The 25,738-nt window shown below is 69.9% G+C and carries 22 protein-coding genes and 1 pseudogene; 12 read left to right on the forward strand and 11 right to left on the reverse strand.

Going from position 1 to position 25,738, the window contains the following annotated elements; genetic code table 11:
• Positions 1-236 precede the first annotated feature (236 nt).
• On the forward strand, positions 237-1,517 hold the full coding sequence (locus FrCorBMG51_RS14710) for a Rieske (2Fe-2S) protein (protein WP_047223647.1): 1,281 nt from the start codon (positions 237-239) through the stop codon (positions 1,515-1,517).
• A 162-nt stretch (positions 1,518-1,679) separates the two neighbouring features.
• On the opposite strand, the gene FrCorBMG51_RS32570 is transcribed toward FrCorBMG51_RS14710, so the two are convergent.
• Entirely contained in the window at positions 1,680-1,808 is a 129-nt protein-coding gene (locus FrCorBMG51_RS32570) for a hypothetical protein (protein WP_256386265.1), read from the reverse strand.
• Positions 1,809-1,988: 180 nt separating this feature from the next.
• Here FrCorBMG51_RS32570 and FrCorBMG51_RS14715 point away from each other — a divergent pair, with 180 nt between their 5' ends.
• From FrCorBMG51_RS14715 to FrCorBMG51_RS14735, 5 genes are read left to right on the forward strand one after another with little or no spacing between them, the layout of a single operon-like run.
• Positions 1,989-3,722 carry a PEP-utilizing enzyme gene (locus FrCorBMG51_RS14715; RefSeq protein WP_047223648.1) on the forward strand — a complete coding sequence of 578 codons (1,734 nt, stop codon included), beginning with the start codon at positions 1,989-1,991 and terminating at the stop codon, positions 3,720-3,722.
• Positions 3,719-4,792, forward strand: coding sequence for a hypothetical protein (locus FrCorBMG51_RS14720; protein ID WP_047223649.1), 1,074 nt, complete (start codon positions 3,719-3,721; stop codon positions 4,790-4,792). The genes FrCorBMG51_RS14715 and FrCorBMG51_RS14720 overlap by 4 nt, the downstream gene beginning before the upstream one ends.
• A complete protein-coding gene (locus FrCorBMG51_RS14725) occupies positions 4,789-5,613 on the forward strand; it encodes an HAD family hydrolase (protein WP_052914688.1) in 825 nt (274 codons plus the stop codon). Before FrCorBMG51_RS14720 ends, FrCorBMG51_RS14725 begins: the two co-directional genes overlap by 4 nt.
• On the forward strand, positions 5,613-6,215 hold the full coding sequence (locus tag FrCorBMG51_RS14730; protein WP_052914689.1) for a hypothetical protein: 603 nt from the start codon (positions 5,613-5,615) through the stop codon (positions 6,213-6,215). Before FrCorBMG51_RS14725 ends, FrCorBMG51_RS14730 begins: the two co-directional genes overlap by 1 nt.
• The gene (locus FrCorBMG51_RS14735) at positions 6,212-7,705 is read left to right on the forward strand and encodes a pyruvate, phosphate dikinase (protein WP_052914690.1); all 1,494 of its coding nucleotides are present in this window, start codon (positions 6,212-6,214) and stop codon (positions 7,703-7,705) included. The genes FrCorBMG51_RS14730 and FrCorBMG51_RS14735 overlap by 4 nt, the downstream gene beginning before the upstream one ends.
• 256 nt (positions 7,706-7,961) lie before the next feature.
• On the opposite strand, the gene FrCorBMG51_RS31345 is transcribed toward FrCorBMG51_RS14735, so the two are convergent.
• On the reverse strand, positions 7,962-8,960 hold the full coding sequence (locus FrCorBMG51_RS31345) for a cation diffusion facilitator family transporter (protein ID WP_235433590.1): 999 nt from the start codon (positions 8,958-8,960) through the stop codon (positions 7,962-7,964).
• A 117-nt stretch (positions 8,961-9,077) separates the two neighbouring features.
• On the opposite strand from FrCorBMG51_RS31345, the gene FrCorBMG51_RS31350 reads away from it, so the two are divergent.
• Entirely contained in the window at positions 9,078-9,605 is a 528-nt protein-coding gene (locus tag FrCorBMG51_RS31350; RefSeq protein ID WP_157180513.1) for a hypothetical protein, read from the forward strand.
• A gap of 441 nt (positions 9,606-10,046) precedes the next feature.
• On the opposite strand, the gene FrCorBMG51_RS14750 is transcribed toward FrCorBMG51_RS31350, so the two are convergent.
• Positions 10,047-10,550 carry an NUDIX domain-containing protein gene (locus tag FrCorBMG51_RS14750; RefSeq protein WP_047223652.1) on the reverse strand — a complete coding sequence of 168 codons (504 nt, stop codon included), beginning with the start codon at positions 10,548-10,550 and terminating at the stop codon, positions 10,047-10,049.
• 149 nt (positions 10,551-10,699) lie between these two features.
• Between FrCorBMG51_RS14750 and FrCorBMG51_RS25335 the strand changes: the two genes are divergently transcribed.
• On the forward strand, positions 10,700-12,280 hold the full coding sequence (locus FrCorBMG51_RS25335; protein ID WP_052914691.1) for a tetratricopeptide repeat protein: 1,581 nt from the start codon (positions 10,700-10,702) through the stop codon (positions 12,278-12,280).
• 13 nt (positions 12,281-12,293) lie between these two features.
• On the opposite strand, the gene FrCorBMG51_RS14760 is transcribed toward FrCorBMG51_RS25335, so the two are convergent.
• The 4 genes from FrCorBMG51_RS14760 to FrCorBMG51_RS14775 all read right to left on the reverse strand — a co-directional run bounded on the left by FrCorBMG51_RS14760 (position 12,294) and on the right by FrCorBMG51_RS14775 (position 17,186).
• Positions 12,294-14,123 carry a DUF4407 domain-containing protein gene (locus FrCorBMG51_RS14760; RefSeq protein ID WP_047223653.1) on the reverse strand — a complete coding sequence of 610 codons (1,830 nt, stop codon included), beginning with the start codon at positions 14,121-14,123 and terminating at the stop codon, positions 12,294-12,296.
• 335 nt (positions 14,124-14,458) lie between these two features.
• A complete protein-coding gene (locus FrCorBMG51_RS14765) occupies positions 14,459-15,865 on the reverse strand; it encodes a dihydrolipoyl dehydrogenase family protein (RefSeq protein ID WP_047223654.1) in 1,407 nt (468 codons plus the stop codon).
• 191 nt (positions 15,866-16,056) lie between these two features.
• Positions 16,057-16,725: a TetR/AcrR family transcriptional regulator gene (locus tag FrCorBMG51_RS14770; protein WP_047223655.1), complete on the reverse strand. Its 669-nt coding sequence runs from the start codon at positions 16,723-16,725 to the stop codon at positions 16,057-16,059.
• A complete protein-coding gene (locus tag FrCorBMG51_RS14775) occupies positions 16,722-17,186 on the reverse strand; it encodes a nitroreductase family deazaflavin-dependent oxidoreductase (RefSeq protein WP_047223656.1) in 465 nt (154 codons plus the stop codon). Before FrCorBMG51_RS14775 ends, FrCorBMG51_RS14770 begins: the two co-directional genes overlap by 4 nt.
• A gap of 483 nt (positions 17,187-17,669) precedes the next feature.
• On the opposite strand from FrCorBMG51_RS14775, the gene FrCorBMG51_RS14780 reads away from it, so the two are divergent.
• The 3 genes from FrCorBMG51_RS14780 to FrCorBMG51_RS14790 all read left to right on the forward strand — a co-directional run bounded on the left by FrCorBMG51_RS14780 (position 17,670) and on the right by FrCorBMG51_RS14790 (position 19,926).
• Positions 17,670-18,386: a DedA family protein gene (locus FrCorBMG51_RS14780; protein WP_047223657.1), complete on the forward strand. Its 717-nt coding sequence runs from the start codon at positions 17,670-17,672 to the stop codon at positions 18,384-18,386.
• A 697-nt stretch (positions 18,387-19,083) separates the two neighbouring features.
• Positions 19,084-19,626, forward strand: a complete 543-nt coding sequence (locus FrCorBMG51_RS14785) for a YbhB/YbcL family Raf kinase inhibitor-like protein (RefSeq protein ID WP_047223658.1) — start codon at positions 19,084-19,086, stop codon at positions 19,624-19,626.
• Between the two features lie 168 nt (positions 19,627-19,794).
• Positions 19,795-19,926 carry a DLW-39 family protein gene (locus tag FrCorBMG51_RS14790; RefSeq protein WP_047223659.1) on the forward strand — a complete coding sequence of 44 codons (132 nt, stop codon included), beginning with the start codon at positions 19,795-19,797 and terminating at the stop codon, positions 19,924-19,926.
• On the opposite strand, the gene FrCorBMG51_RS14795 is transcribed toward FrCorBMG51_RS14790, so the two are convergent.
• From FrCorBMG51_RS14795 to FrCorBMG51_RS14810, 4 genes and pseudogenes are all read right to left on the reverse strand, one after another.
• Positions 19,913-20,998 (reverse strand): methionyl-tRNA formyltransferase, encoded by a 1,086-nt coding sequence (locus FrCorBMG51_RS14795; RefSeq protein WP_235433591.1) that lies wholly within the window; start codon positions 20,996-20,998, stop codon positions 19,913-19,915. The genes FrCorBMG51_RS14790 and FrCorBMG51_RS14795 overlap by 14 nt on opposite strands.
• Before the next feature lie 195 nt (positions 20,999-21,193).
• Positions 21,194-22,150, reverse strand: a complete 957-nt coding sequence (locus FrCorBMG51_RS14800; RefSeq protein WP_086055470.1) for an ABC transporter ATP-binding protein — start codon at positions 22,148-22,150, stop codon at positions 21,194-21,196.
• Positions 22,151-22,154: 4 nt separating this feature from the next.
• Positions 22,155-23,221, reverse strand: a pseudogene (locus FrCorBMG51_RS33885) (FecCD family ABC transporter permease).
• A gap of 139 nt (positions 23,222-23,360) precedes the next feature.
• Positions 23,361-24,332 carry a FecCD family ABC transporter permease gene (locus FrCorBMG51_RS14810; protein WP_235433592.1) on the reverse strand — a complete coding sequence of 324 codons (972 nt, stop codon included), beginning with the start codon at positions 24,330-24,332 and terminating at the stop codon, positions 23,361-23,363.
• 407 nt (positions 24,333-24,739) lie between these two features.
• Here FrCorBMG51_RS14810 and FrCorBMG51_RS14815 point away from each other — a divergent pair, with 407 nt between their 5' ends.
• Complete coding sequence (locus FrCorBMG51_RS14815) at positions 24,740-25,723, forward strand: iron-siderophore ABC transporter substrate-binding protein (protein ID WP_235433593.1); 984 nt, start codon at positions 24,740-24,742, stop codon at positions 25,721-25,723.
• The last annotated feature ends 15 nt before the right edge of the window (positions 25,724-25,738 follow it).

Here is a 25,738-nt window from a genome sequence, read left to right on the forward strand (position 1 = left end):
CATTTGACTTGACATCTACCGGGGTACGTCGCGCGAGGGCTGACGAGGATGGCAGGAGCGGAGCAACGGGAGACTGTCACGCTCCGTTCTGCGGGAGCCCAGGGGCGCGATTCTCCCGGGCCACCCGACCTGAGAAGCAGGGTGCTACAGATGGCGCGGCATTCCCGTGCACCGGATGGGAACAACCCGACCAAGCGATGTCATTATTGATTTGGTAACAATCCAGAGGAGGCCCTGTGTCGGCTCGGCGACGACGGCTGAAGGCTTATGACCGACGCCTGCTGGCGAACCAGCCCGTCAGTGAGAAACAACGCACCGACTACCCGGTCGGTTGGTACTTCGCCCGCTACGGTGAGGATCTCAAGCCGGGCGACGTCGTTCCGCTCGAGCTGATGTCACACCAGTGGGCGCTGTTTCGTACCAAGAGCGGCAAGGTCGGCATCATCGACTCCCTGTGCTGCCACGCCGGCGCTGACCTGGCCCGATCCGGCTGGGTGACCGAGGACCGGCTGGCCTGCGGATACCACGCCTGGGAGTTCGAGACCGACGGCCGCTGCACATCCATGCCGCGTGTGCCGACGGACAAGATTCCGGCCCGAGCGCGACAGCGCTCAATCCCGGTGATCGAACGGGCCGGGAACATCTACTTCTGGTACGGCCCGGAACCCGTCCGCGCGTTCGTCGACCTGTCACACTTCGAATCCGACCGGTTCGAGAACGTCAAGGGCCAGATATACATCGGCCGTGGCGATCCCGAGCGTATTTCGGAACACATTGTCGATTCCTATCACTTTCCGTACAGCCACAAAATCAAAGTGCCGGTCGAGTACTCCGTGCTGGCGAACGAGGGAAACCGGTTCGAGTTCCAGCTCCACCCACTGAGCAACGCCGGAGACGCCCGACTTCAGGCGATCAGCACCCACGCCTTTGGTGAGATGGCCGCCCCGTGTATCGGCGTCTATCGAACCCAGACCAGCACAAAAATCAACAGGAAGACCCCGCTGCTGACGGTGCTCACCGCCGCGACCCCGATCCGTGAGGGCCTGTTCACCTTCTCCTGGCGCATCGCCGTCCGCAAGATCGGTCCGGACCGCTACTTCCTGCCACTGAACAAGGCGTTCGCCCGCTTCATGTTCTTCCTGGTTCGCTGGAACTACTACTCCGACATGGAAGTCCTGAAGTGGATGCGCAATCCACCGGCCAAACCTCTGCTGGTCAAGCCAGACGGCCCGGCCATCCGTGAGTTCCGGCAGTTCTACCGACGCCACGTCATCCCCGGCTGGCGCTGGGGTGATCCGGCGCCGGAGGGTTGGACGGGCTCGAACGGCGGGGTGAAGAGCACCGCGCTTGCGGGGGTCTCGGTCAACGGCGAGACCGGCACCGTTCCGGCAACCAGGGCCGTCGCGCCGAACCCGACGGTGCCGGTGAACGGGACGGCCCCTGTCAACGGGGCCATCCCGACCCCCGAGACCCGGCCCGGTCCGATCTTTGCCGGGAAACAGGGAGGCCCCAGGTAGGGGCCTACTCGGGGCCTCGATGAGGGCGGTCTGGCGTCTGCGCCTGGCCGTGTACCGCTTCAGCGGCCCTGCGTGTCACGATCGAGATGGCCCCCGCCACACAGGCGGGGGCCNCCCCGCCACACAGGCGGGGGCCACGTGGTGCGTGTAGCCCAGGCTGCGTCATGCCTGCCGCGTGGGCCAGCTCAGCCTGGCGCCAGCCGCGCCGCTGGCGCGGTTCCCGCACAGCCGGCCCAGCTCGAACGCCAGCTTGGCCGCCGGGTACGCCTCCCGCGCACCCGGCTCACCCATCCGCCGTTCCCCCAGCTCCACCCGTGTCTGTCGGTTGTTTTCGTGCGCATCCGACGAGCCCTCTCTTGACAACAAACACTTGTTTGTAAACGCTGACTGCACCTGACGAGCAGGCAGCCTCACCGCCTTGTTGTCCGTGGCCGGGGCCGGAGCGGGAGGCCAGAGCAGGAGAGGAGCCGCATGACCATCAACGTGGACCCGAGCGGTCCTTTACACACACAGTCACGACTTGAACGCTTCTGGAGCACGACGAACGTGGGGGAGGCACTCCCGGGCGTGGCAACACCCCTGGGTTGGTCGCTGTGGGGCCCCGCGGTCGACGTCGGGGTCCGTGACTGCTTCGCGCGTATGGGTGCGCTCGCGTCCGGTGATGTCCGTGTGCAGGACGATCCCAACGACGCCGTCGCCGCCGTCTTCTACGGCCGCGCCGCCCTGAACGTCAACTTCTTCTGTGAGATGGGCGGGCTGCTGCCCGGCTCGGGGCCGGACGCGATCGCGCGCCAGCTGCTCGGCGAGGTCCCGGCGGGCATCCCGTTGGCCCGCTCCAGGCGCCGCCTGCCGTTCGTCGCGGTCAGGATGCCCTACGCGCTGGCCACCATCCGCCGGGACGTGATCGCGCGGACCGGGCCGACGAAGGCCTGGTGGCAGGCCTGGGTACCGCGTTTCGACACCCTCGACGAGGCCGGCGCCCGGCACGCGCTGGCCGAGGGCCGGGACCGCTTCACGGAGATGATCCGGGTGCAGGCCGGTGGCGTGTTCATCGGGGTGCAGGCGGTGTACGACCAGCTGCTCACCCTCATCGAGAAGGCGGGCCTGGACCACGCGCAGGCCAACGCGCTCGTCGCCGGCCAGGGCTCGCACGCCGAGACCGACATCATCTTCGACCTGTGGCGGATGGGGCGTGGGGAGCTGGATCTCGACGCCTTTCTCACCGAGCACGGCTACCACGGACCCCGCGAGGGCGAGGTCTCCGGGCGGGTCTGGCGCGAGGACCCCACGCCGGTGCTCCGCCTCGCCGCGCAGTACGGCGAGCGCGACGACGCCCAGGACCCGGCGCTGGCCGCCGCGGAGCGGACCCGGGCGCGCGAGCGGGCCGAGCGTGAGCTGCTGGCCGGGCTGCCCGCCGCGCAGCGGCCGGGGGCGAAGCTCGTGCTGAAGCTGGCCGTGTCGCGGATCCCGCTGCGCGGGGTCGCCAAGGCCGCCTACCTGCAGGCTCTCGACGTCGCCCGCGGAGCCGCTCGGAGGCTGGGCACACTGCTGGCCACGGACGGGCGTCTCGACGATCCCGAGGACGTGTTCCTGTTCGAGGTCTCCGAGCTCGTCGACGGGCTGCCCGCCGGGGCGAAGGAGATCGCCGCCCGGCGGCGCGCCCAGCGCGCGGACTTCCTGCGTCACGATATCCCCACGCACTGGCAGGGCCGGCCCGCGCCCTTCGAGCTGGCGCCCGCGGACGACACGTCTGGTGCCTCGGACGCGCAGGACGCGCAGGCCACTGTCAGTGGCATCGGTGCCAGCGGCGGGATCGCCGAGGGCTTCGTACGCGTGGTCCACGACCCGACCTTCAACGACATCGAGCCCGACGAGGTGCTCGTGTGCGTGACCACCGACCCGAGCTGGGCGTCGGTGCTGTTCCTCTCCTCGGCTCTGGTGGTCGACATCGGCGGCCTGCTCAGCCACGCCGCCGTGGTCGCGCGCGAGGTCGGGGTGCCGTGCGTCATCGGTACGGGCAACGGCACCAGGGTGCTGCGCACCGGCGACCGCGTCCGGGTCGACGGCAACAAGGGAACGGTGGAGATCCTCAGGCGGGCCGCGGAAGGCGCGGACCGCGACGGCGTGACCCGTGGCAGCACAAAAAGTGACAGCACAAAAAGTGACAGTGTGATCCGTGACAGTGAACTGGAGAGCACCGCATGAGCACTCCCACGGCCACCAGTGCGACCACCGGCACGGCCACCGTGTCGTCCCGCGGCGTCCCGGCGGAATGGTTGCCCCGCCCCGAGGACGAGCTGTTACACAAGCCCTTCGGCGACGAGTCCTTACCGTGGAAGGAGACCTTCTTCATCACCGTCCGTGATGACATCCTCAACGCGAACATCAACATGCACATGACGGTCAGCGCCAATCGCTCGCCGAACACCCGGTGCGCCATCGGAGTCGCGCAGGGTAACAACTCGGTCATCCAGGTGCTGCGGACCGACGGGACGCACAACGACCGGCAGGTCGGCAACGAGCTCGCGCGGCTGGAGGTGGTCAACCTCTCCTGGGACTCCAATCACGAGCTGCGGTGGGTCGGCAGCCTCGACGAGGTCGAGTTCGACCTGACGCTGAAGGGGAGGCACTTCGCGCCCCTGTGGGACACCATGTTCAAGGGCTACTACGCCACCGGGGAGAGCGGGCAGGTCTACTGCCACACCGAACAGGTCGTCACGGCCAACGGGACGATGCGCTGGCGCGGCGGGCCGGAGCTTGCGTTCTCCGGCTTCGGCTGGCGCGACCGCGGCTGGGGCCGGCGCAAGACCCAGCTCATGTGGAACACCGGCTGGGACCTCCTGTCGGCGATCCTGCCGGACGACAGCGTCTTCTCGGTCATCGCGCTGCGCAGCCACGAACTGCCCGAGCCGGCTCCCATGCCGGTCGCCGGCTGGTGGTCGGACGCGCACACGCTCGTCCCCTGCGTGGGCGGCGTCTACCACAAGGAGGCGACCGCCTGCCCGAAGCACTACGAGCTCGAGTTCTCCAACGGGCACCGCATCGCCGGTGACCTGGTGCGTCCGACGGGGCGGGTCGCGGTGGCGATGCAGGAGTCCGAGGTCGGGCTGGACGCCCCCAACTGGGCCGCCACGATGCAGGACTACTACGCGATCTTCGTTGACCCCGAGGGGCGGGAGTTCCCGCTGTTCACCCAGAACGGCTACATCCACAAGGTCGACGTGTTCCGTGGCGCGCAGTTCGTCCACGCGGGCTCGCCGCCCCGCCGGGCATGATCGGGGCGGTCGTCTTCGACGTGGGCGGGGTCCTGTGCCCGAGCCCCGTCGGAGAGTTCGAGAAGGTCGACGCCGAGTACGGCCTGCCGGCGGGCACGGTGATGTCCTTCGTCCGCGGCGGCGAACTGTTCGCCCGCTGCGAGACGGGGCGGATGCCGATCGCCGAGTTCTACCGCCGGTGCTCCTCGGCGATTGCCGAGAAACATCATGTCGACGTGCCGGCACAGCGTCTGGACGCGATGCTGTGGGCGTGCATGGGCGACAGCGTCCGGCCCGAGATGGTCGCGCTGGTCGTCGAGGTCAAGGCGGCCGGCTACCAGACCGCGTTGCTGACGAACATCTTCGCCGAGCGGCGTGACTGGCTGCACACGCTGCTGCCCGCGGGCACGATCGACGCCTACGGCGACTCGTCGGAGCTGGGGCTGCGCAAGCCCGATCCCACGATCTACCGCAGGCTCCTGGCGATGCTCGGCCGCGGGCCACGGGAGGTGGCCTTCGTCGACGACTTCCCCGAGAACCTCGTGCCCGCGCGCGACCTGGGGATGGTCGGCGTCCTGTACGAAAGCTCGCGGCAGGTGCGCCGGGCGCTGGTAGAAGCCGGCGTGCGGATCACCCTCGATCCGCTGGACGGCCGCACGGGCGAGCCGGAAGCGCGTGAGCCGGGAGTACGTGAGGTGGGAGCGCGTGAGGCGGGAGCGCGTGAGGCGGGTGGGAGCCCGCGAGGCCGGGCCGTGGCCCCGCCCGAGCGGGTCGGCGCTTCATTCGAGCGGCCCGGCGCCCCGTCCGAGCGGGCAGCAGTTCCATCCGAGGAGGTGGCCTGATGGATCTCGCGGTGTTGCAGGCGGTGCGGTTGAAGGGCGGGCTGGCGGACGCGTCCACGGTGATCTGGCTGGCCGGCGGCGACGAGGCCGCCGTGCGCCGCTCGCTTGGGTCGCTCGTCGCGGCCGGGCAGGTCCAGGAGCGCCGCGGCCGCTATCGGCTCATGCCCGGCGGGCGTGACATGCTGCGGGCGGCGCTGGCCGCCGAGCGCGCGGGCCTGGACGTGACCGCGCTCGACCTGGTCTGGGAGGAGTTCAGCGCGCACGACCACACGCTGAAGGTCATCCTGCGGGACTGGCAGCTGCGCGACGGGGAGCCCAACGACCACTCCGACGAGGCGTACGACGCCGTGGTCATCACCCGGGTCGAGGCGCTGCACGGCGACGTGAGCCGTCTCGCGACGCGGGCGGCCGCAATCATCCCCCGGCTGAGCCGCTATCCCGGCCGGCTGGAGATGGCGCTTGTCCGGCTGCGCGGCGGCGACCGGCGCTTCCTGACGCATCCGATGGTCGACAGCTATCACACCGTCTTCCACGAGCTGCACGAGGAGCTCTACGGCGCGACCGGACGCGACCGGGCGAGCGAGGAGGCCACGACCGGATGACCACGATCACCACCGCGGTGCGCCCGCTCGTCCCCGACCTCGACGGCGACCGCGCCTTGCTGGGCGGCAAGGCGTGGGGCATCCAGCGGATGCTCGCGCTCGGGGTGCCGGTGCCGCCGGCCTTCGTCGTGACCACCGAGGCGTGCGCGCGCCACCGCGCCGGCGGTGGCCGGCTGCCCGCCGACGTGCGCGCGGCGTTGCCCGCGGCGATCGCTCACCTCGAGGAGGTCACCGGCCGCACCTTCGGCCGCGGGCCCGCGCCGCTGCTGGTGTCGGTGCGTTCGGGCGCGGCCGTATCGATGCCCGGAATGATGGACACCGTCCTGAACCTGGGGATGACGCCGCGGGCGCAGGTGGCGCTGGCCGCGTCGACGGGCAACGCCCGGTTCGCGGCCGACACCGCCCGGCGTTTCACCCGCCAGTTCGAGGCGGTCGTCGGTGTCGCGCCGCCCACCGAGCCGGCCGCGCAGCTCGAAGCCGCGGTGAGCGCCGTGTTCGCCTCGTGGGACTCGCGCCGCGCCCTGGCCTACCGGCGCGAACGCGGGCTCGACGACAACGCGGGCACCGCGGTGACCGTGCAGGCCATGGTGTTCGGCAACCTCGACGACGCGTCCGGGACGGGCGTGCTGTTCACCCGCGACCCGCTCACCGGGGATCCCGAGCCGTTCGGGGAGTGGCTGCCGCGGGGGCAGGGGGAGGACGTGGTCGCGGGCACCCACGACCCGCTGCGCCTCGCCGAGCTGGCCCGGGCGCAGCCCGCCGTGCACGCCGAGCTCATGGCGCTCGCGGCGACGCTCGAGCGGGAGTGCCGTGACGTGCAGGACATCGAGTTCACCGTCGAGTCCGGGCGCCTGTGGCTGCTGCAGACCCGCGCCGCGAAACGCTCGCCGGTCGCCGCCGTGCGGCTGGCCGTCGCGCTCGCGGAGGAGGGGCTCATCGGCGAGCGCGAGGCCCTGGACCGGGTCTCTCCCGCACAGGTCGCCGCCGTGCTGCGCCCGCACATCGAGCCGCACGCGCGCGCGGCCGCACGCGTGCTGGCCTCGGGACGCCCCGCCTGCCCGGGGGTCGTCAGCGGCGTCGTGGTCTGCGACACCGAGGTGGCTCAGGATCGCGCCGACGCCGGTGAGGCCGTCGTGCTGGCCCGTCCGACCACCGACCCCGAGGACGTGCCGGCGATGTCGGCCGTCGCGGCGATCCTCACCGAGCTCGGTGGCGCGACGTCGCACGCCGCGGTGGTCAGCCGCGAGCTTGGCGTGCCCTGCGTGGTCGGCTGCGGCACCGGGACACTGATGGGCCTGGCGGGCACCGAGGTGACCGTGGACGCAGCCGCGGGCGAGGTGCTCGAGGGTGTGCTGCCCGTCGTGGCCCCGGCCGGGGCCGGGGACGAGCCTGACCTCGCGCGGCTGCTGGCCTGGGCCCGCGCCGAGCCCGGCGCAGATCCGGCCGCCTCACTGCCGGACCTGCTCACGGCACGCGACCGCACCAGGTAACGCGGCCGCACCAAGCGCCTTGAGCGCTGGCCAAGTAGCGCGAATCCCGTCCGCAACCATCCACACAGGTCATGATCGGCGTCCATCGACGCGACGCTGACCATTGCCGTCGGCCCGCTGGCCGCGCGGGTGCGCCGGGGGCCGGGTGGGCTGTGGACAACTCTCGCCGTACCGCGTGCCGCCGGCTGCCCCGGGAGCGCCTCACGGGCTGGTGCCCTGTGGGTCGGCGTCCACGGGTGTCCTACGAGCTGGCGTCTCACTGGCTGGTGTCACCGGTGCGGGAGTGCGCGAGAACGCCGTGGCGGGCGAACAGTGCACACCGATGGTCAGCGTCACGCGTGTCATACGGGTCATGCAGGTCGTACATTGCCAAGTCGCGCGCTGCCGGTTCGTGCGCCGCTGGGTGGTCGGTGTGAACGGTCGCGGTGATCAGCCGCGGCACGGCGTGGGTGAGGGCATGCTCGGCGGCCATGGCGATCGCGTGCGCGTCGACGACGGTGAGCTCCCCGGGGACGACGATGTCGGCCTCGGCGTGCAGGCGGTGGCCGATCCAGCGCAACCGGACCCGGCCGACGGCGCTGACACCCCGGGTGGCCCGTAGCGCGGCCTCGGCCGCGTCGATCAGATCCGGGTCGACGGCGTCCATCAGGCGTCGGTAGACCTCGCCGGCGGCGTCGCGGAGCACGGCGAGGATCGCGACGGTGATGACCAGGCCGATGACCGGGTCGGCGGTGTCCCAGCCCACGGCCACACCGGCGGCGCCCAGCAGCACGGCCAGCGAGGTGAACCCGTCGGTGCGGGCATGCAGCCCGTCCGCGACCAGCGCCGCCGACCCGATCCGCCGGCCGATGCGGATCCGGTGTCGAGCCACCAACTCGTTGCCGGCGAACCCGACCAGCCCGGCCGCGGCCACCGCCGGCAGATGGGTGACCACACGGGGATGCAGCAGCCGGTCGACGGCCTCGTAGGCGGCGAAGCCAGCGGACGCGGCGATCGTCGCGAGGACGGCGACGCCGGCCAGGTCCTCGGCGCGGCCGTAACCGTAGGTGTAACGGCGGGTGGGCGGCCGTCGGCCGAGGACGAACGCGATGCCGATGGGCAGCGTGGTCAGCGCGTCCGTCGCGTTGTGGATGGTGTCCCCGAGCAGCGCCACCGATCCGGACAGCATGACGATGACCATCTGAAGAGCAGCGGTCGTCCCGAGCACGGCCAGCGATATCCACAGCGCACGGATCCCCGCGGCGGACGTCTCCACCGCCGAATCCACCCGGTTCGCCAAATCATGGGAGTGCGGCACCAGCCAGTGAGGCAGTCGTCGCCGCCACCACACGTCATGCGTGTGCACCGTGCCGTCCCCGGCGCCACTGTCACCATGACCGTGATGGTGGTCATCGTGACGGCTGTTTCCACCTCCGCGGCCACCACCGCCATGCCCGTGGCCACCGCTGTCACCACCACCACCGCCGCCACCATCGTCATGACCACCGCCACCACCGTGGCCGTGGTCATGACGATGACCATGTCCATGGTCATCGTGGTACTGCTCGCGGTCACCGTGGGAACGGTCACCACGGTCCCTGTGGATGAAGCGGACGAAACGGTGACCATGGGCGGGGTGGTCGCTGTGGGCGGAACGGTGACCATGGGCGGAACGGTCATCGTTGGCGGCATGGACGGCACGGTGACCATCAGCGTCATGTGGACGGTGACCACTGGCGTCATGAGGATGGCGAGCATCGCGAGAACGAGCATCGCGAGGATGAGCATCGTCAGGACGAGGGTGACCGCTGGGGTCCGGGACACGCTGTTCATGCGCCATACCCGTACGCTGCCACGAAAGGATCATTGCGGCGACGGCGCACCACACCGCCATACGCAGATACGGATTCCCCGTAGATGACCGTCCCCGCAGGTGCGACAGCGTCGCAGGCGGGGCGCGGCCGGCGGTGTCCGCGAACGGAGCCGTGACGTCGAGAACGCGGGGTGAGGGGGAGCGGAAACCGCGTCACCGCTCCGTTCGCGGGCTCTTCTTTCGCACCCTCGCTCCCGCTCGCCGGTCGGGAAACAGGATGTGTGGTCGGTCCGGTGGGGTTGGTGGGCGGGCGGCGGCCAAGGGTGTCGAGGGGAAGCCCGGGCGCCCTGGCCGGGGCGGTCCGGTGAGGAGCGGAAAAGCGCGCACAGCGGCGAACTTGTCCAGATCATGGTTTGTGTGGGTGGCCCCGCACGGGTATACGGCCAGGAGCGGGCAGGCCGACGGCCGTCGCGTCCGAGCCGGACCAGACAGCCATCGTCGGGGTGCGTGCGAACCGGTGGCCGATCGTCCTGACGGGTGTGCGGCTGGTCAGCCGGGTGCGGCCGTCGGGGGCCGGCCGTGCTGGAGGTAGGCGGTCTGGCCGGTGCGCAGGGCGTCAGCGCAGGCGTGGACGCGTCGGGCGATGTACGGCGCGAGAAGCTGATCGCGTTCCGCGGGGGTGCACAGCCGCCATGCGATCAGCTCGTCGGCCTGTAGGCGCAGGTGTCGCTCGGCGTCATCGAGGGTGAGCACCCCGCCGTCAAAGACGAAGTTGGCCAGCGCTGGCCGTCCGTCGTCCTGGGGCGGTATCCAGTCGATCGCCAACAGCCGTCCGAGCCGCAGGTCCAGCCCCAGCTCTTCCTTGATTTCCCGTCGTGCGGTCTCCCACGGGTACTCTCCCTCCTCCATGTGACCGCCGGGCAGGAGCCAGGAGTCGGTGCGGTAGGACGGCTGGACGAGCAGGATCCGACCATCGGGATCATGGAAGAGGGCGCTGGCCCCGGCGATCGAGCGCGGGAGCGTCGCATAGAACTCCGCTGGTGGCAGTGACATCTGCTTCAGATTAGCGGAAGGCGTAGGTGGCAACCGCCGCTATGACGGCGCTTTCCACCTACAGACGTGGAAGCCGTGGGTGGAAATAGTCGTTATGGCGACGGAAACCACCTACGCTCCCCATCCGTTGTTGGTGGGATGCTGGGCACGTGACCGACGGGGGCGCCGATGAGGGCCGCTGGGACTTCTTCGTCTCGTATGCCGAGGCGGATCGTGAATGGGCGGAGTGGCTCGCCTGGACGTTGGAGGAGAACGGGTACCGGGTTCTGATCAGGGCATGGGAGTCCGTCCCGGGGACTGTCTGGTCCGCTCTGGAACAGGAGGGCCTGCGCCGAGCGAGCCGGCTGCTGGCGGTGGTGACACCGGCCTATCTCGAGTCGGATGACGGCGGCGCGCAGTGGCAGGCGGTACGGGAATCGGACCTGAAAGGAGATGCCCGGCGGCTGGTCCCGATTATGATCGAAACCTGTGCTCCGGGCAGCCTCGGAATGCTGGGGACACGCGGACGGATCGACCTGACGGATCTGTCGGGGCCGGCTGATGAACGGGTGGCGCGGATCCGGCTGCTCGACGGGTTGCGGGACGCACAGGCTGGGCGGAGGAGGCCGGACAGCCCGCCCACGTTACCGGTCCGGAAACAGGCCACGGCAGGCCGCATGAGACCGGCAGGTCCGATGCCGTTCCCGGAACGGGTAGCCCGCGCGACCGAGCGGGGAGCTCCGGGGCCCGGGTCAGGGCTGTCGAACGATGCGGATATCGCCCCGGCGGGGACTGGAGGCGGGGCCGGAGGCGATGTGCCCTCGACCTTTCCGGGCATTCCGTCCTCGAAACCGGCCACATGTTCTGGCCGTACCCGGGTGGGGGCGCACACGGATCTCGACGGCGGCCGGGACGCCGACGAGCTCCGCCGCCTGGGAACCGAAAACCCCGGCGGTCCCGGCGAGCCGGCCAACTGGCCCGCATATGAGGCTCTGGTCTCTCGTGCCACGGCCCCCCACGTCCTGGCCGTTGCCGGCCGGCTTGCCGCGACGGCCGGCGAGCCGCCTGAATTCCGTCGTCTTCTTCTCGGCCTCTGCCGTTACCACTACGCGCGGGGGCGGTTCGGCGAGAGCCGTGACCTCGCCGAACGTGCCCGCCGCCACTGGCTACCGGTGCTCGGCCCCGACCATCTCGACACCCTGGCCGCGGGTCATCATCTGGCCCGTGCTCTCTTCGCCCTGAAGAGGGACGACCACCAGAGGGCCTACGAGCTGGACCAGGATATCCTGAGTCGGCGGCGGCGGATTCTTCCGGCCGACCATCCCGACATCCTGGCGTCAGCCAACAGCATTGTCATGGATCTGCGTGCCCTGGGCCGTTTCGACGAGGCGTACACGTTGGCTCTGGACACGTGGGAACGTCGGCAGCGGGTTCTCGGCGATGACCACCCGGACACCCTTTCCAGCGCGGCGAACCTTGCCGGATGCCATTACCTGCTCGGTGACCACCCGGAGTCGCTGCGCCTGAACAAGGATGTCTGGGAGCGCCGGCGCCGGGTTCTCGGTGACCATCATCCCGACACGCTTGCCTCCGCCATCAACACGGCGATGGACCTGTACGCCCTCGATGACCGGAGGCCGGCCCGAACGGCCGCCGAGAAGGCGTTTGTGCGCTGCCAGGAAGTTCTCGGCCATGACCATCCGTGGACGCGGACGGCTGCCGGCCTTCTCCGGGAGTGGCGTGAACAGTGATCCGGAGTATCCGTCATGGCCGTTCGTCCGGCCCTCGTTCGTCGTCCCGTGGGGCAGGAATTTCTGGAATATCAGGGAAAAGGTCGGCTGCCGAGCGCGTCGCCCGCATCCATTCTGACAGGTCCCGGTCCGGAGCGGGTGCCCGTTCCGAGGCGCGTTCCCGGATTCGGGTGACTACTGTCGCGGCCTCGCGTGGGGGGTATACCTCGTCGGCGTCCGGCAGTTCCTCGGCGGTGAGGACCGTGCCCCGGAGTTCGTCCCCGACCCGGGCCGTGACCAGCGGACCGATCACGAGCGAGATCGACTCCAGGGCGCGGGTGGCGGTGAAGAAGGCCCGGAAGGCCGTGGCATCGATGCCGTCCCTCCCGGGGAACGCGACTGGCGTTCCCGCCGCGCGGTTGGGCGCGATCGAGTCGAGAACGCCTCGGGCCCGCTCCCGGACGTCCTCGAAGGTGCTTTCCGCCGGTGGTACGAAGTAGAACGTCTTCTCCCAGGATCCGGACATTATCGGCCCGTCGTAGGTAATCTGTGTGCCCTGTCCTCCCACGGCGGCGGCCAGGGGGCTGGAGAGCGAGTCGAGCAGATCGCTCAGCTCTGGTGAGATGTTTTCGGAGGTGTACACCGTTCCTTTCAGCTCCTCCTCGACCCTGTTCGCCCCGTAACGATGTGGCCATCGTCGCACCCGGCGAGCCCTGGGCTTTTTTGTCCCGGTTGTCCCGTGGCGACGACGCGGATCTCGTTTCGTCTGTCCGATGTTGTCACCGGTCACCCGACGATCCCGGGATGCCGAGTAGTGATGGCGCAGATCTCGTTTCGCCTGTTCGGCCCGCAGCCGGATCTCCATGAGATCGACGTCCTCGTCGGCCCTGGACGAGGCGAGCATGACCCGTAGCCGGGAACGGCTCGCGGCGGCGACGGAGATCTCGTAGGCGCTGTTGCGGCCGGCCAGCTTGATGAACAGCACCGCGAGGTCGAGAGCTATGAGCAGCAGAGAGATCATTACACAGACCAGAAGCGCGTGCAGGTTGTGGCGGAGTACGGTCAGCAACGCGTCCTGATGGTCGAGAACGCCGGCGGGCGGCGGTGCGCTGTCGTTGTTCTCCGCCGTCTGTCTCCTGGCGTCACCGTTGATCCGTTCGATGTTCGCCGACCTGTTCGACTGTGCGGTGGCAAGGGTTTCCGCGGCCTCGTTCTGCCGGGCGACCGCCTTTGCGTAGTTATCGTTGAGAAGCTTGAACACGGGGCCGTTTCCGGCCAGGCCGGTGGCTCCTCGGCCCTCGCGCTCGTCCGTGACCGCGGTGAATGCCTCCCTGACGGCCGTACTGGCGGCCTCGAGTTGGTTCTGGTCATTTTTGATCTCATCGTCGAGCGCGGCGAGCCGAGCGGTTCTGGCCTGCTCGACTGCGGCGTTGAGCGTGGCCGTCCGGTCGGTGTGCCGCCGGCCGAGTTCCGCCGTGATCTCGCTGTCGAACATCTTCAGGACCAGCGGGTCGGTCACGATGACCGCGATGAGCAGGGTGATCACGACTCTGATCGCGTAGCTGCCGATCCTCGGCCGGCCGCGCGGTCGCGCGTCCTCCTCGTGGAGGTCGGAGAAGTCGACGCTCACCTGGGACAGCAGGAATCTGTCGTAAACCACCACGGCCGCCGCGACCAGCAGGCCGACGAGCACTCCGGGGAAAATCCCGCCCCCGGTCGCAATCATCAGAAAGAACGTGCAGCCGGCCGTCGCATAGACGTAGTAGAGCGCCATGAACAGGGCGGCACAGGTGTACCGGGCCCGGTCGGTGAACACGGTGACGTGCGCCGGGTCGATCCCGGCAACGACGAGTAGACGGTTCACGTTTCACCGGCCGGCCGCGCGTTTCCGACGGCTGGCACGCGTCCCACGGCCACTGGATCAGGAAATTTCATACATGATCTTCGTAAATCCAGATGGACCTTCATTCAGAGCTCCCCGCCGTGCTCCATGACCGGGAACGACGCCTCCCGGGACGACAACTTTATACCTGTGTCCACACGGTGGCCGGATTCATCCGTGATGTCCGCCGGGGGCACGCTTCTGGATGCTTCGTCCGCGGGCCGTTCGTCGTCTTCCCGAAGCCACGACGGTGCGCGGGGACGGCGACGGCCGGTATCGGTCCAGCGGACGGAGAGCGGTGGACGGAGGACGGCGAGCTACAGGCCGTATTGTTCGAGGAGGCGTAGCCAGATTTCGCTGACGGTGGGGAATGACGGGACCGCGTGCCACAGGCGGTCCAGGGGTACCTCGCCGACGATGGCGACGGTCGCGGCGTGCAGCAGTTCCTGGACGTCCGGGCCGACGAACGTCGCTCCGACGATCACCGATCGTTCGGAGTCGATGACCAGTTTGCTGGTCCCGCTGGACGTGGTGCTGGCGCGGCCGCGCACCTGGGCGCCGGCCACGTCGCCCGTACCGTAGGTCACGCTCCGTACCGGCAGGCCGGCGTCCCGGGCCTGCTGTTCGGTCAGGCCCACCGCGCAGACCTGGGGATCGGTGAAGATCACCCGTGGTACCACGTCCGTGGCAGCCGGGACGTCGCGGCCGAGGATGACGTCGGCGGCGAGCCTGCCCTGGTACTTGCCCATGTGCGTCAGCAGCGCCCGGCCGTTGCAGTCACCGACGGCGTAGAGCCAGCCCCCGTCCACCCCGGTGGCCCGCATCCAGCCGTCGACGTCGACGAACCGGCCGGGGGTCAGCCCGACCACGTCCAGGCCCAGATCCGCCGTTGCCGGTCGGCGACCGACGGCGACGAGAATCTCCTCGGCGCTGATCCGGCTGCCGTCGGCCAGCGTCGTCACCACCGCCGAGTCGCCGTCCTGCCTGCGCGCGGACGCCAGCGGCACACCAGTGATCACTTCTATGCCCGTGGCCTGGAAAGCCGCGCGCAGTTCCTCCCCTGCGAACGGTTCCTCCCGCGCGAGCAGCCGCCCGGCGGCCTCGACGATGGTCACCCGTGGGCACCCGAGACGGTGGAACGCCTGTGCCATCTCCACCCCGGTCGCGCCGCCACCGACCACCAGCAGCCGGCGCGGCACGTAGGTTGCCGCGGTGGCGCTCCGGTTGTTCCATGGACGCGCGTCGCGCAGGCCGTCGACCGGCGGGACGACCGCGACCGTCCCGGTCGCGACAACCACCGCCCGTCTCGCGGTCAGCCTTCTGGCTCCGTCATCGCCGGTGATCTCGACTGTCCGGGTCCCGACCAACCGGCCGGCCCCGCGGAACAGCGTGATCTTCTTGCTGTCCAGCCAGGGCACCTGGCCGCCGTCGTCCCAGCCGCCGGTCATGTAGTCGCGCCACGCGAAGGCCGCGGCGGCGTCAACGGTACCGGTGACCGCCTGTGCGGCACCGGGAACACGGCTGGCCGCGGCGAGCACGTCGCCGGGGCGCAGCAGCGTCTTGCTCGGAATACATCCCCAGTACGAGCATTCCCCGCCGACCAGCTCGCGCTCCACGATCGAGACGGTGAGCCCGTTGTCCGCGCATCGGCCCGCGACGTTCTCCCCCGCCGGGCCGCCTCCGATCACGATCACATCGGCCTCGTGCGTGTCGACCTCGTGCATGCCGGCCCCCTTGTGCGCCTGCGGACTGTGCCCGGTAGACCAGGAGTACCCGCTGGATGGCCGGAGGCAGCGCGATCATGTTTTTCGCGCTCGGACGCGCGTCCAAAATTCGATCTTGGAAGTTCTGGGAAAAACTCGCTCCTCGGGCGCTTCGAGGGTGTACGGACGGGACGGGCCGCCACCGATCGCTGTCAGCGGGTCTCGGTCTCGGTCTCGGGCCAGGGGACGGGCACGGCGGTGCTGGTGGCGGACCGTGACCCGCGCGCGGACGCGAAGGCGTCGGCGCCGGCATCCCAGGTTCGTCGCAGGTCGGAGCCGGTGGGGAAACGCTGGTCCAGCTCAAGGATGACCATGCCGTGGGCGAAGGCGAACATGGCCTGCGCCACCTGCGGGTCGCCGGTCGCCAGGAAGAACGGTTCGCCGGACCACTCCTCCAGGCCGGGTGTTGTCGAGCCACGGGGCAGGCGGGAGCTGGTGGCCAGGCGGTACAGATTCGGGTGGGCAAGTGCGTACTCGCGGTAGGCGGTCAGGACGCTTGCGATGCTGCCCTCCGCTCCAGGGTGGCGCACCGCCTGATGCAGAGCCTGGCCGATCTCGGCCAGTGCTTCGTCGACCAGGGCCAGTTCGACGGCGTGCTTGCCCGGCAGGTGCTTGTAGATGGAGGGCGCCTGGATGCCGAGATCGGCGCCCAGCCGGCGCATGGTCAGGGCGTCGGCTCCTTCCGCCTCGAGCAGTCGCCTGCCCGCGGCGATGATTTCCGCGGCGCGGGGGCTGAGCGCACGCGACCGGGACGGTGCGCATGGGGCGGAATCGGCACGCTGGGAGGAGTCGGCGCACGGGGAGGGAACGGACCGCGTCATGCGAGCGGGTCGAGGACGAACACCGGATGCCTCGGCGCGATGCGGGCGAGCTCCTCGTCGGTCGAGTCCGCGCTGACGCCGTCGAAGAACACTCCGACCTCGGCTTTCCAGCGGCGGAGGTAGGCGCGCAGGATCGGCGCTTTGTCCGCGTCCGCCACCTCATGGGCACTCCGGTGCTCCCGGCGGCGCCCGAGCAGGATGTCGAGGTTGCCGTCGGCGGCGCGCAGGTTGCGTACCCACTGGGTCTCGCCTCGTGGCGCGACCAGGTACTGCCCGCCCTCATGGTTGAGGAGGTTGACCGGGACCCGGCGGGGCTGCCCGCTGGTCCGTCCCTTCACCTCCAGGACGCGGCTGCCCCAGATGCTGACACCGGCCCGGGTGAAGCCCGCGACCAGGTTGTTGAAGACATGTCGGGTGAACCGACCGGGCTTGCGATAGTAGATCTTGTCCGCTTCGGACATGACTGATCTCCTTCGGGCGCGGTGATGTCACCGCATGGTTGATGTTGGTGGCCACAGGTGTGGCTAACGGTGTTAGCCGATCCTATCGCGCAGATTCGGTTCGTCACGCGGTTCAACCGCGCATGCGCCTGCCTGCCCGGGTCGACCGGCAACGTCGCCGCGCCGGGGCGGAGCGCGGTGGGTGCGGCAGAGGTGTCGTACGCGGCCGGCGCGGATGTCCGCGCCGGCGTGACGAGACGTCACAGCGGGGTCGCGGCACCTCCCGTGGTCCCACTGGATACGCTGTCGGGCAGCCAAGCTTCGATCTGGTGAGCTGGCGGGCGGTCAGTAACGCGGACGGTCGTGACCGCGTTGCTCTTCGTCGGTCGGGCCAGCCGGGTCGGCGCTGGTCCGTTGTCACTTCGAGGAGTGCCCGGTCGAGGCGGGAACCGAATCGGCCGCCAGCCGCCTGGTATCCCGAGCCGCTTCCGGAGGCCCGCCATCGTGTTGACCGCGTCCACGCTTGCTTCGACGACCCTCGCGCTCGGCCCGAGCTTCCTGGACACGGAGCATCTGGCCAAGGCCGGTCTGTTCGTCATCCTGCTGATCGTCTTTGCGGAGTCCGGGCTGCTGATCGGCTTCTTCCTGCCCGGTGACTCGCTGTTGTTCACGGTGGGGCTGCTCGTCTCCAACGGCACGCTGTCGACCCCGCTGTGGCTGGCCTGCGCGCTGATCTCCGTTGCCGCGATCGCCGGTGACCAGACGGGCTTCCTGTTCGGGCGCAAGGTCGGCCCCACGCTCTTCCGGCGCCCGGATTCCAGGCTGTTCCGGCAGGAGAACGTGGAGAAGGCCCATGACTTCTTCGAGCGGTACGGCCCCCGCTCGGTGATCCTCGCCCGCTTCGTCCCGATCGTGCGGACGTTCACCCCGATCGTCGCCGGGGTCAGCGGCATGAACTACCGGCTGTTCGTCACGTTCAACATTGCCGGCGGGCTGCTGTGGGGTACCGGTGTGACGGTGATCGGCTACTTCCTCGGGAAGGTCGATTTCATCGCGCACAACGTCGAGAAGATCTTTATTGGGATCGTGCTGCTGTCGGTGATTCCGATCGGGTTCGAGCTGCTGCGGGCCCGGCGCCGGGGTGGGCGTTCCGGCCCGGGCGCGGCGCCGGTCGGGGCCCGGCACTCCGCCCGGTCCCGCCGGACCGCCGGAACCGACTGATCAGCAGGCCCCGCCGGATCACCGGAACCAGCTGATCACCGGAACCGGTTGATCCGGTGGCCCTCGCCGGATCAACCAGCCGGCGGGGCCACCGGATCAACCGGTCGGCGAACCAATCGGAAACCGACGGGGGAACGCGGGGAACGAATGATCGGCGATGGAATCGGCCGCAACAGGGGGAGCCGTCACAGCCCAGGTAGTTGGGCCGGGCCCGCGCCGGAAACAACCGGCCTGAAAACAAAGGGTCCCGATGGGTGGCCACCGACACGGGGGGAGTCGGTAGTCGCCCCACCGGGACGTACCCCACCTTAGCCGTCCAGGGTCCGCCGCGTCCCACCCCGGTGCCAAAAACCTGGCTGGGGCTTCCCAACGTGCTGTTGGGCCGCTGGTGCGTCCCGCCCTGGTGCGCAAAGTCGCAGCGTGGCCCGTCGCCTGTCGCGGCCAGGACGGACATCCACATATGGCCTGATTTTCTTTTCGGGAGGCCGCTTCAGGAGACCGCGTGGGAGGCTGCCACTCATCCCCTGCGTGTCCGGCCATGGTCGGTGGGTGGTAGACGGGTGACGGTATTTCCCGGGGCGGCCGGGGCGGACACGGGCGATCTCCGGTACCGGCCTGTCGGAGAACCACGACAACCACAGGAACCACAGGAATTACAAAAGTTCGGTTGGAGAACTACAAGAAGTGAGGTTGGCTGATGTCCCTGCTCGACCGCGGTACTCCCCCGGATCCGTTCGACGTTCTGCCCGTCGTACCGTCGTTCACCCTTACCAGTGACGACTTCGCGGACGGGGACGCGCTCACCAAGGAGTTCGCGCACACCTCGGCCGACGGCGCGAACGCCTCGCCACACCTGCGCTGGTCCGGGTTCCCGGCACAGACGCGCGGCTTCGTCGTCACCGCCTTCGACCCGGACGCCCCCACCGGCAGCGGCTTCTGGCACTGGCTCCTCGTCGACATCCCGGCCAGCGTGACCGAGCTGGCCCACGGGGTGGCAAACGGCGATCCAGCCGGCCTGCCGGCTGGGTCCTTCCACGTGCGCAACGACTACGGGACGGCCGATTTCGGAGGTGCCGCACCGCCTCCGGGGGACCGTCCACACCGTTACGTGTTCGCGGTGCACGCCGTCGACGTCCCCTCGCTCGGTGTCGACAGCTCCGTCACGCCCGCGGTCGTGGGGTTCAACCTGGCGTTCCACACCCTTGCCCGGGGCGTGCTGCGGACCACCTACCAGCGCTGACGCCACCAGCGCTGACCGGCAGCTCTGGACATGGCAGGGCTGGCATGGCAGGGCTGGCACGGCAGCCGTCGACGCCGCCGGCGCTGACGGCTGCCGGTCACAGCCGGCTGTGGGCTTCCGGCATCACGGCGGTGGGCAGGATGGCCGGACGCGGGTAGGTTGACGGACATGCTGCGTAAGCTCGCCGTTCTCGCGGTTGTCGCCGGTGCCGGTGCGGTGGCGACCGTTGTCCGTCGCAGGCGGGGCAGGGACGAGGTCGACCTCTGGCACGAGGCGACCACCGCCATCAACGCGAGCTGATCCGAAGGTTCTCGCCCCTGATCCCTGATGCCGTGACGGGCCGGGTCCGGTGTGACCCGGCCACGCGGTTTTGTGGTGCTCGGGAACGGCACCGCCGCGACGCGGTCACGGGCGGCTGGTGAGGTATCCACCCATGGTGCGGAAGTACTCGGTGGCGGGGTATTCGGCGCCGTCGTCGGTGCGTATTCGGCGGATCACCAGGCCGTGGTTGTGCCCACGGCGGGCGTCCGCGCCGNNNNCGGCGGGCGTCCGCGCCGGCCACGATCACGATGCCGTCGCCTTCGCGGATGAAGATGCGGCCCGGCGTGCCGCCGTAGCGTCCCTGCGACACCGCCGCCGACAGGATCCGGATGCGCTCGCCGCGGTGGAACGTGAAGGCGTTCGGGTACGGGTCGGACTGCGCGCGGACCAGGCGTTCGATGTCCTCGGCCGGCCAGGTCCAGTCGATGCGGCTGTCCTCGATCGACCGCTTGTGGAAGAAGCTGGCTCTGGAGCGGTCCTGCCTGACCCAGTCGGTGTGGCCGGAGGCGATGAGCGCCAGCCCGTCGACGGTGATCGGCCCGAACAGGGCCAGCGTCTTGTGGAACAGGTCGGTGGCGGTGTCGGTCGGCTCGACGGACACAGCCCGCTGCAGCACGATGTCGCCGGCGTCGAGCTCGTCGTCCATCATGTGCGCGGTCACGCCGACCTCCCGCTCGCCGTTGATCAGAGCCCAGATCAGCGGGGCGAAGCCGGCGTACGCGGGCAGCAGCGAATCGTGCACGTTGAGCGTGCCGTGCCGGGGCAGGGTGAAGACCTCCGGGGGGATCCAGGTGCGCCAGTTCGTGGCCACGATGATGTCCGGTTCGACCTTCTCCAGCTGGCGTACCAGGTCCTCGTCGGGGCGGCTGCGGATCAGCATGGGAACCCCGTGCTCCTCGGCCAGGTCGGCCACGGAGTCGTCCCAGATCTTCTCGTAGGCGTGGTCGCTGCGGGGATGCGTGACGGCGAGGGCCACCTCGTGCTCGGAGTCCAGCAGGGCTCGCAGAGTGCGATGTCCCCAGGTCTGGTAGCCGAACGTGACGACCCGCATGGGGCTCCTCCTTGACGTGGACAGCCGCTTGGCGCCCTTCGTGGGCGGGAAATTCGATAGAAAATTCTTAAGGTAACCTTACCTAAGCTTTATCGACATGTCTGCTTGAGTCCCGGACATCCCGCCGGCGCCCGCTCGGTACCCATCCGTCATCCGTCGGCTGTCATCCGCTCGGGGCCGGAGCGGCCGCGGGCCTCAGGACTTCAGGGCGGCGGCCGGCCGCGGGCTGTGGTGGCGTCCCATCGGGATGACCAGCGGGGTGCCGCTGACCGGGTCGGCCACCACCTGGCAACGCAGGCCGAACACCTCCTCCACCAGCTCGGCGGTCACCACCTCGGCGGGTGGCCCCTGGGTGACGATGCGGCCGGAGCGCATCGCGATCATGTGGTCGGCGTAGCGGCACGCCTGGTTCAGGTCGTGCAGGACCATCACCACCGTGCGCTTCTCCCGCCGGTTCAGGTCGACGACCAGGTCGAGGACGTCGATCTGATGGGCGAGGTCCAGGAAGGTCGTCGGTTCGTCCAACAGCAGCACGGGGGTGCCCTGGGCCACCGCCATCGCGATCCACGCCCGCTGGCGCTGGCCGCCGGAGAGCTCGTCCACCGGCCGGCCGGCCAGCTCCAGCATGGCCGTCGCCCGCAGCGCCTCGGTGACGGCCTGTTCGTCCGCAGCGGACCACTGGCGCCACCAGGTCTGGTGCGGGGAACGGCCGCGGCCGACCAGGTCGACCACGGTCAGCCCCGCGGGCGCGACCGGGGACTGCGGGAGGATCCCCAACTGCCGGGCGACCTGCCTGGTCGGCATCGAGTGGATGGACCGCCCGTCCAGGTGCACCGCGCCCGCCCGCGGGCGCAGCAGCCGGGCCAGCGCACGCAGCAGCGTGGACTTGCCGCAGGCGTTGGCGCCGACGATCACACTGATCCGGCCGGCGGGGACGACCAGGTCGAGGTCGTCGACGACCACTGTGCTGTCGTAGGCCAGCCGCAGCCCGCTCGCCCGCAGCTCGGGCAGGCCCGGGCCACGCTCGCCCGTGGGGCTGCCGTCCGTGGCGGTGCCGCTCGTGGAGCGGCTGCTCGTGGGGCAGCTGCTCGTGGAGCCCGTGTCGGGGAGGTCAGCCGGTGCCGTCGGCCAGGATGGTGGCTGGAGCGTCACGGGATCAGCCTCCGGAGTCGGCGCGGTTCGCCCGGCCGAGCAGCCAGAGCAGGAACGGTGCGCCCAGCACGCCGGTCACCACGCCGACCGGCAGTTCGGTTTCGGGCAGGAGCTGGCGTCCGATCAGGTCGGCGGACAGCACGATCAGTGCTCCGGCGAGACCGGAGGCGAGCGGGGGCGGCCAGGCGAGGTTCGCCAGCCGCTGCGCGATCTGCGGGGCGGCCAGCGCCACGAAGACGATCGGCCCGGCCGCGGCGGTCGCGAAGGCGACCAGCCCGACCGCTGTGATCATAAGTGCCAGCCTGGTGCGCTGGACCGGGACCCCCAGCCCGGACGCGACCTCGTCGCCGAGCTGGAGGGTGCGGGTGACCCGGCCGAGCGCCAGCGCGACCGGGACGAGCACGGCCATGGCCAGTGCCAACGGGCGGGCCTGGTCGAAGCTCCTGCCGTTGAGGTTGCCGACCAACCAGCCCAGGGCCTGCCCGGCCTCGGCGAGGCGGGCCCTGGCCAGCANAGCAGGTAGTCGGTGGCGCTGCTGCACAGCCAGGACACCCCGATGCCCACCAGGATGATCCGGTATCCGGAGGTGCCGCCCTTCCAGGCCAGCAGATAGATCACCAGCGCCGTGGCGAGGCCGCCGATCAGGCCGAGCAACTGGCTGCCGAGGCCGGCACCGAAGCCGAGCACGATGCCCGCGACGACCGCGGTCTGCGCGCCGGCGGTTATCCCGATCATGTCGGGGCTGGCGAGCGGGTTACGGGTCATGGTCTGGAACACCGCACCGGAGATGCCGAAGGCGACACCGACGAGAAGCCCGACCAGGGCCCGGGGCAGCCGGAGCTCACGCACGACGAACAGCGCTCCGGGGTCCCCTGACCCCCACAGCGCCGGGACGACCTCGGCGATGCCGATCGGATAGTCACCGAACGCGATCCCCAGGCAGAAGACGGCGAACGTGGCGGCGGCCAGGACGGCACAGACCGTCACCAGCCGTGGCCGCAGCACGGCGGACGCGGCGGGCCGGGCCANNNNCGGGCCGGGCCAGCCGCACGGCGGTGCGGCCGCCGACACGGCTCAGGCTGAGCGGACCGTAGGTCGTGGTCACGGCTGTGCTGGCCGCGGCCGTGGAGGCAGCCGCAGCCGCAGCCGCGGAGGTGGCCGTGGCCGCGGACGCTGGCCTGCTCGTGCTCGTGGTCGGGGTGGCCATCGGCTAGAGCTCCGCGAGACGCCGGCGGCGGACCAACATGACGAAGAACGGCGCGCCGAGGAAGGCGACGATGATGCCGACGTTGATCTCCTGTGGGCGGGCGACCACCCGTCCGACCACGTCGGCCGCCAGGATCAGGCAGGAGGCCAGCGCCATCGAGGTCGGCAGCAGCCACCGGTGGTCGGTCCCCGCGATCATCCGGGTGGCGTGCGGGACGACCAGCCCGATGAAGACCAGCGGCCCGGCCACGGCCACGGCACCCCCGGTGAGCACCGTCACGGCGACGGCGCCCTGCAACCGGATGAGGCCGACCCGCCGGCCGAGGGCGGCGGCGACGTCGTCGCCGAGCGCGAGGCTGTTCAGCCCGGGCGCGAGCATGAGCGCGAGCACCACCCCGGTCAGGACGAACGGCGCGGCCTGCGCCACGAGCGTGCCGTCGCGGCCCGCGATGGATCCCGCGGACCAGTACCGGTAGCGGTTCAGCGCCTCCGGGTTGGTCAGCGCGATGGCGCTGGTCAGCGAGCCGAGCAGGGCGGTCACCCCGACCCCGGCCAGGGCGAGTTTGACGGGGGTCGGGCCGGAGCGCCCGGCGGCGCCCAGCAGGTACACGAGCACGCTGGCGGCCAGTGCGCCGGCGAAGGCGAACCAGATGTAGCCGTAGAGCGAGGTCAGCCCGAACGCTGACACGGACAGGACGACCGCCAGCGTGGCGCCGGCGCTCACCCCGAGCAGCCCGGGATCCGCCAGCGGGTTGCGGGTCAGCGTCTGCATGATCGTGCCGGCGAGACCGAGGGCGGCGCCGACGAGCAGGCCGAGCAGGGTGCGTGGGACGCGCAGCCCCCACACGATGGCCTCGACGTCCCCGTCGTCACGATGGATCAGTACTCGCAGGACCTGGTCCAGTGGTACCGGTCGGCTACCGATGGCGATCGACAGGGCGCACAGGAGCGCCAGGACGCAGAGGGAGGCCCCCAACAGGACCGGTCGCCGTGCCGGGTGCAACCCCCGCCGTCCCGAAGCGGCCCGGGGAGCGGGCCTTCCTGTGACCGGCCCGTCCGCCGGCGCGGCACTCGTCGGAGCAGGGCTCGTCGGAACGGAGTTGGGCGGGGCGGTTGTCCCCGTTGATGCGACCCGGAGCCTGTTGGTCACGCGGTCCTCATGGTCACAGAATCTTAGGGCAGGTATACCTAAATAATCAATCGGCGGGAAGTCCTTGTTATTTAGGTAAGCATAACTTTAGTATGCGCTCCGCCAGGTGTCGGACCCGTGGCCTTCGGGTCACGGATCCGGCTGAACCCGAAGAGGAGCAGATGTTCACTACGCAGCCGCGTGTCGCGCGTGTTCCCACCGTTTCCCGCTTGCTACGGTGCGTCGTTGTCTTTGTGGCGATCGCGCTGGGACTCGCCGCCTGTGGCAGCGACGATACGGATACCACGAGTCCCCAGCCGTCGTCCGTCCAGAGCGGCCAAAGTGCGTTTCCGGTCACAATCGCTCACAAATACGGCTCGATCCGGATCAACGCCCAACCCGCCCGGGTCGTCGCGGTCGGCCTGACCGACTCCGAGCCGTTGCTCGCGCTCGGCGTGAAGCCGGTGGGCGTCGTCGACTGGTTCGGGGAGCGTCCCTACGGCAACTGGCCGTGGAGCGAGAAGCTGTGGGCCGGGACGGCCCCGGAGATCGTCGGTGAGCGCAACGAACTCAACTTCGAGAAGATCGCGGCACTCCGGCCGGACCTGATCCTCGCGCTGTACTCCGACATCACCCAGGAGCAGTACGACACCCTCTCCAAGATCGCTCCCACCGTCGCCCAGTCGAAGGAGCATGACGACTTCGCCACCCCGTGGAAGGAGATGACCCGCACCGCCGGCCAGGCGGTCGGCCTGGAGGGCAGGGCCAACGACCTGATCGCCGCCATCGACAAGAAGTTCGCGGACGTGCGCCAGGGCAACCCGGACTTCGCGGGCAGGACCACGGCCATCGTGGACCCGTACGAGCCGGGTCAGTACGCGGTGTTCGCTCCCAGCGACCCCCGGTCGGTGTTCATGTCGGAGATCGGTTTCAAGGTGCCCGACCAGATCGGCCAGCTCGCCGGGTCGGAGTTCGCCGCCGAGATCAGCTCCGAGCAGCTGAACATCGTCGACGTCGACCGCCTGCTGTTCGTCACGGACGCGTCCGACGCCGAGGCGCGGGTGAAGGCGGATCCCGTCTACAGCCGGCTGAAGGTTGCCACGGAGGGCCGGGCGCTGTTCGTGCCGTACGAGGATCCGCCGGTGGGCACCGCGCTGACCTTCAACACCGTGCTCAGCATCCCCTACGCCATCGACCAGTTGGTGCCGCTGCTGAAGACGCCCGGCTCGGCCGGGTAGCGACCCCGCGGGCCC

Source organism: Protofrankia coriariae (assembly GCF_001017755.1).
Taxonomy (GTDB): Bacteria; Actinomycetota; Actinomycetes; order Frankiales; family Frankiaceae; genus Protofrankia; species Protofrankia coriariae.

Excerpts from the sequence above, each read along its gene's own strand:
- FrCorBMG51_RS14775 (WP_047223656.1), bottom strand. The coding sequence starts at position 17,186 with ATGTCCGAAGCGGACAAGATCTACTATCGCAAGCCCGGTCGGTTCACC.
- FrCorBMG51_RS14765 (WP_047223654.1), bottom strand. The coding sequence starts at position 15,865 with ATGCACGAGGTCGACACGCACGAGGCCGATGTGATCGTGATCGGAGGC.
- FrCorBMG51_RS14720 (WP_047223649.1), top strand. The coding sequence starts at position 3,719 with ATGAGCACTCCCACGGCCACCAGTGCGACCACCGGCACGGCCACCGTG.
- FrCorBMG51_RS14750 (WP_047223652.1), bottom strand. The coding sequence starts at position 10,550 with ATGTCACTGCCACCAGCGGAGTTCTATGCGACGCTCCCGCGCTCGATC.
- FrCorBMG51_RS14730 (WP_052914689.1), top strand. The coding sequence starts at position 5,613 with ATGGATCTCGCGGTGTTGCAGGCGGTGCGGTTGAAGGGCGGGCTGGCG.
- FrCorBMG51_RS14725 (WP_052914688.1), top strand. The coding sequence starts at position 4,789 with ATGATCGGGGCGGTCGTCTTCGACGTGGGCGGGGTCCTGTGCCCGAGC.
- FrCorBMG51_RS14785 (WP_047223658.1), top strand. The coding sequence starts at position 19,084 with ATGTCCCTGCTCGACCGCGGTACTCCCCCGGATCCGTTCGACGTTCTG.
- FrCorBMG51_RS14715 (WP_047223648.1), top strand. The coding sequence starts at position 1,989 with ATGACCATCAACGTGGACCCGAGCGGTCCTTTACACACACAGTCACGA.
- FrCorBMG51_RS31350 (WP_157180513.1), top strand. The coding sequence starts at position 9,078 with ATGACCGTGATGGTGGTCATCGTGACGGCTGTTTCCACCTCCGCGGCC.
- FrCorBMG51_RS14770 (WP_047223655.1), bottom strand. The coding sequence starts at position 16,725 with ATGACGCGGTCCGTTCCCTCCCCGTGCGCCGACTCCTCCCAGCGTGCC.
- FrCorBMG51_RS14735 (WP_052914690.1), top strand. The coding sequence starts at position 6,212 with ATGACCACGATCACCACCGCGGTGCGCCCGCTCGTCCCCGACCTCGAC.
- FrCorBMG51_RS32570 (WP_256386265.1), bottom strand. The coding sequence starts at position 1,808 with ATGGGTGAGCCGGGTGCGCGGGAGGCGTACCCGGCGGCCAAGCTGGCG.
- FrCorBMG51_RS14790 (WP_047223659.1), top strand. The coding sequence starts at position 19,795 with ATGCTGCGTAAGCTCGCCGTTCTCGCGGTTGTCGCCGGTGCCGGTGCG.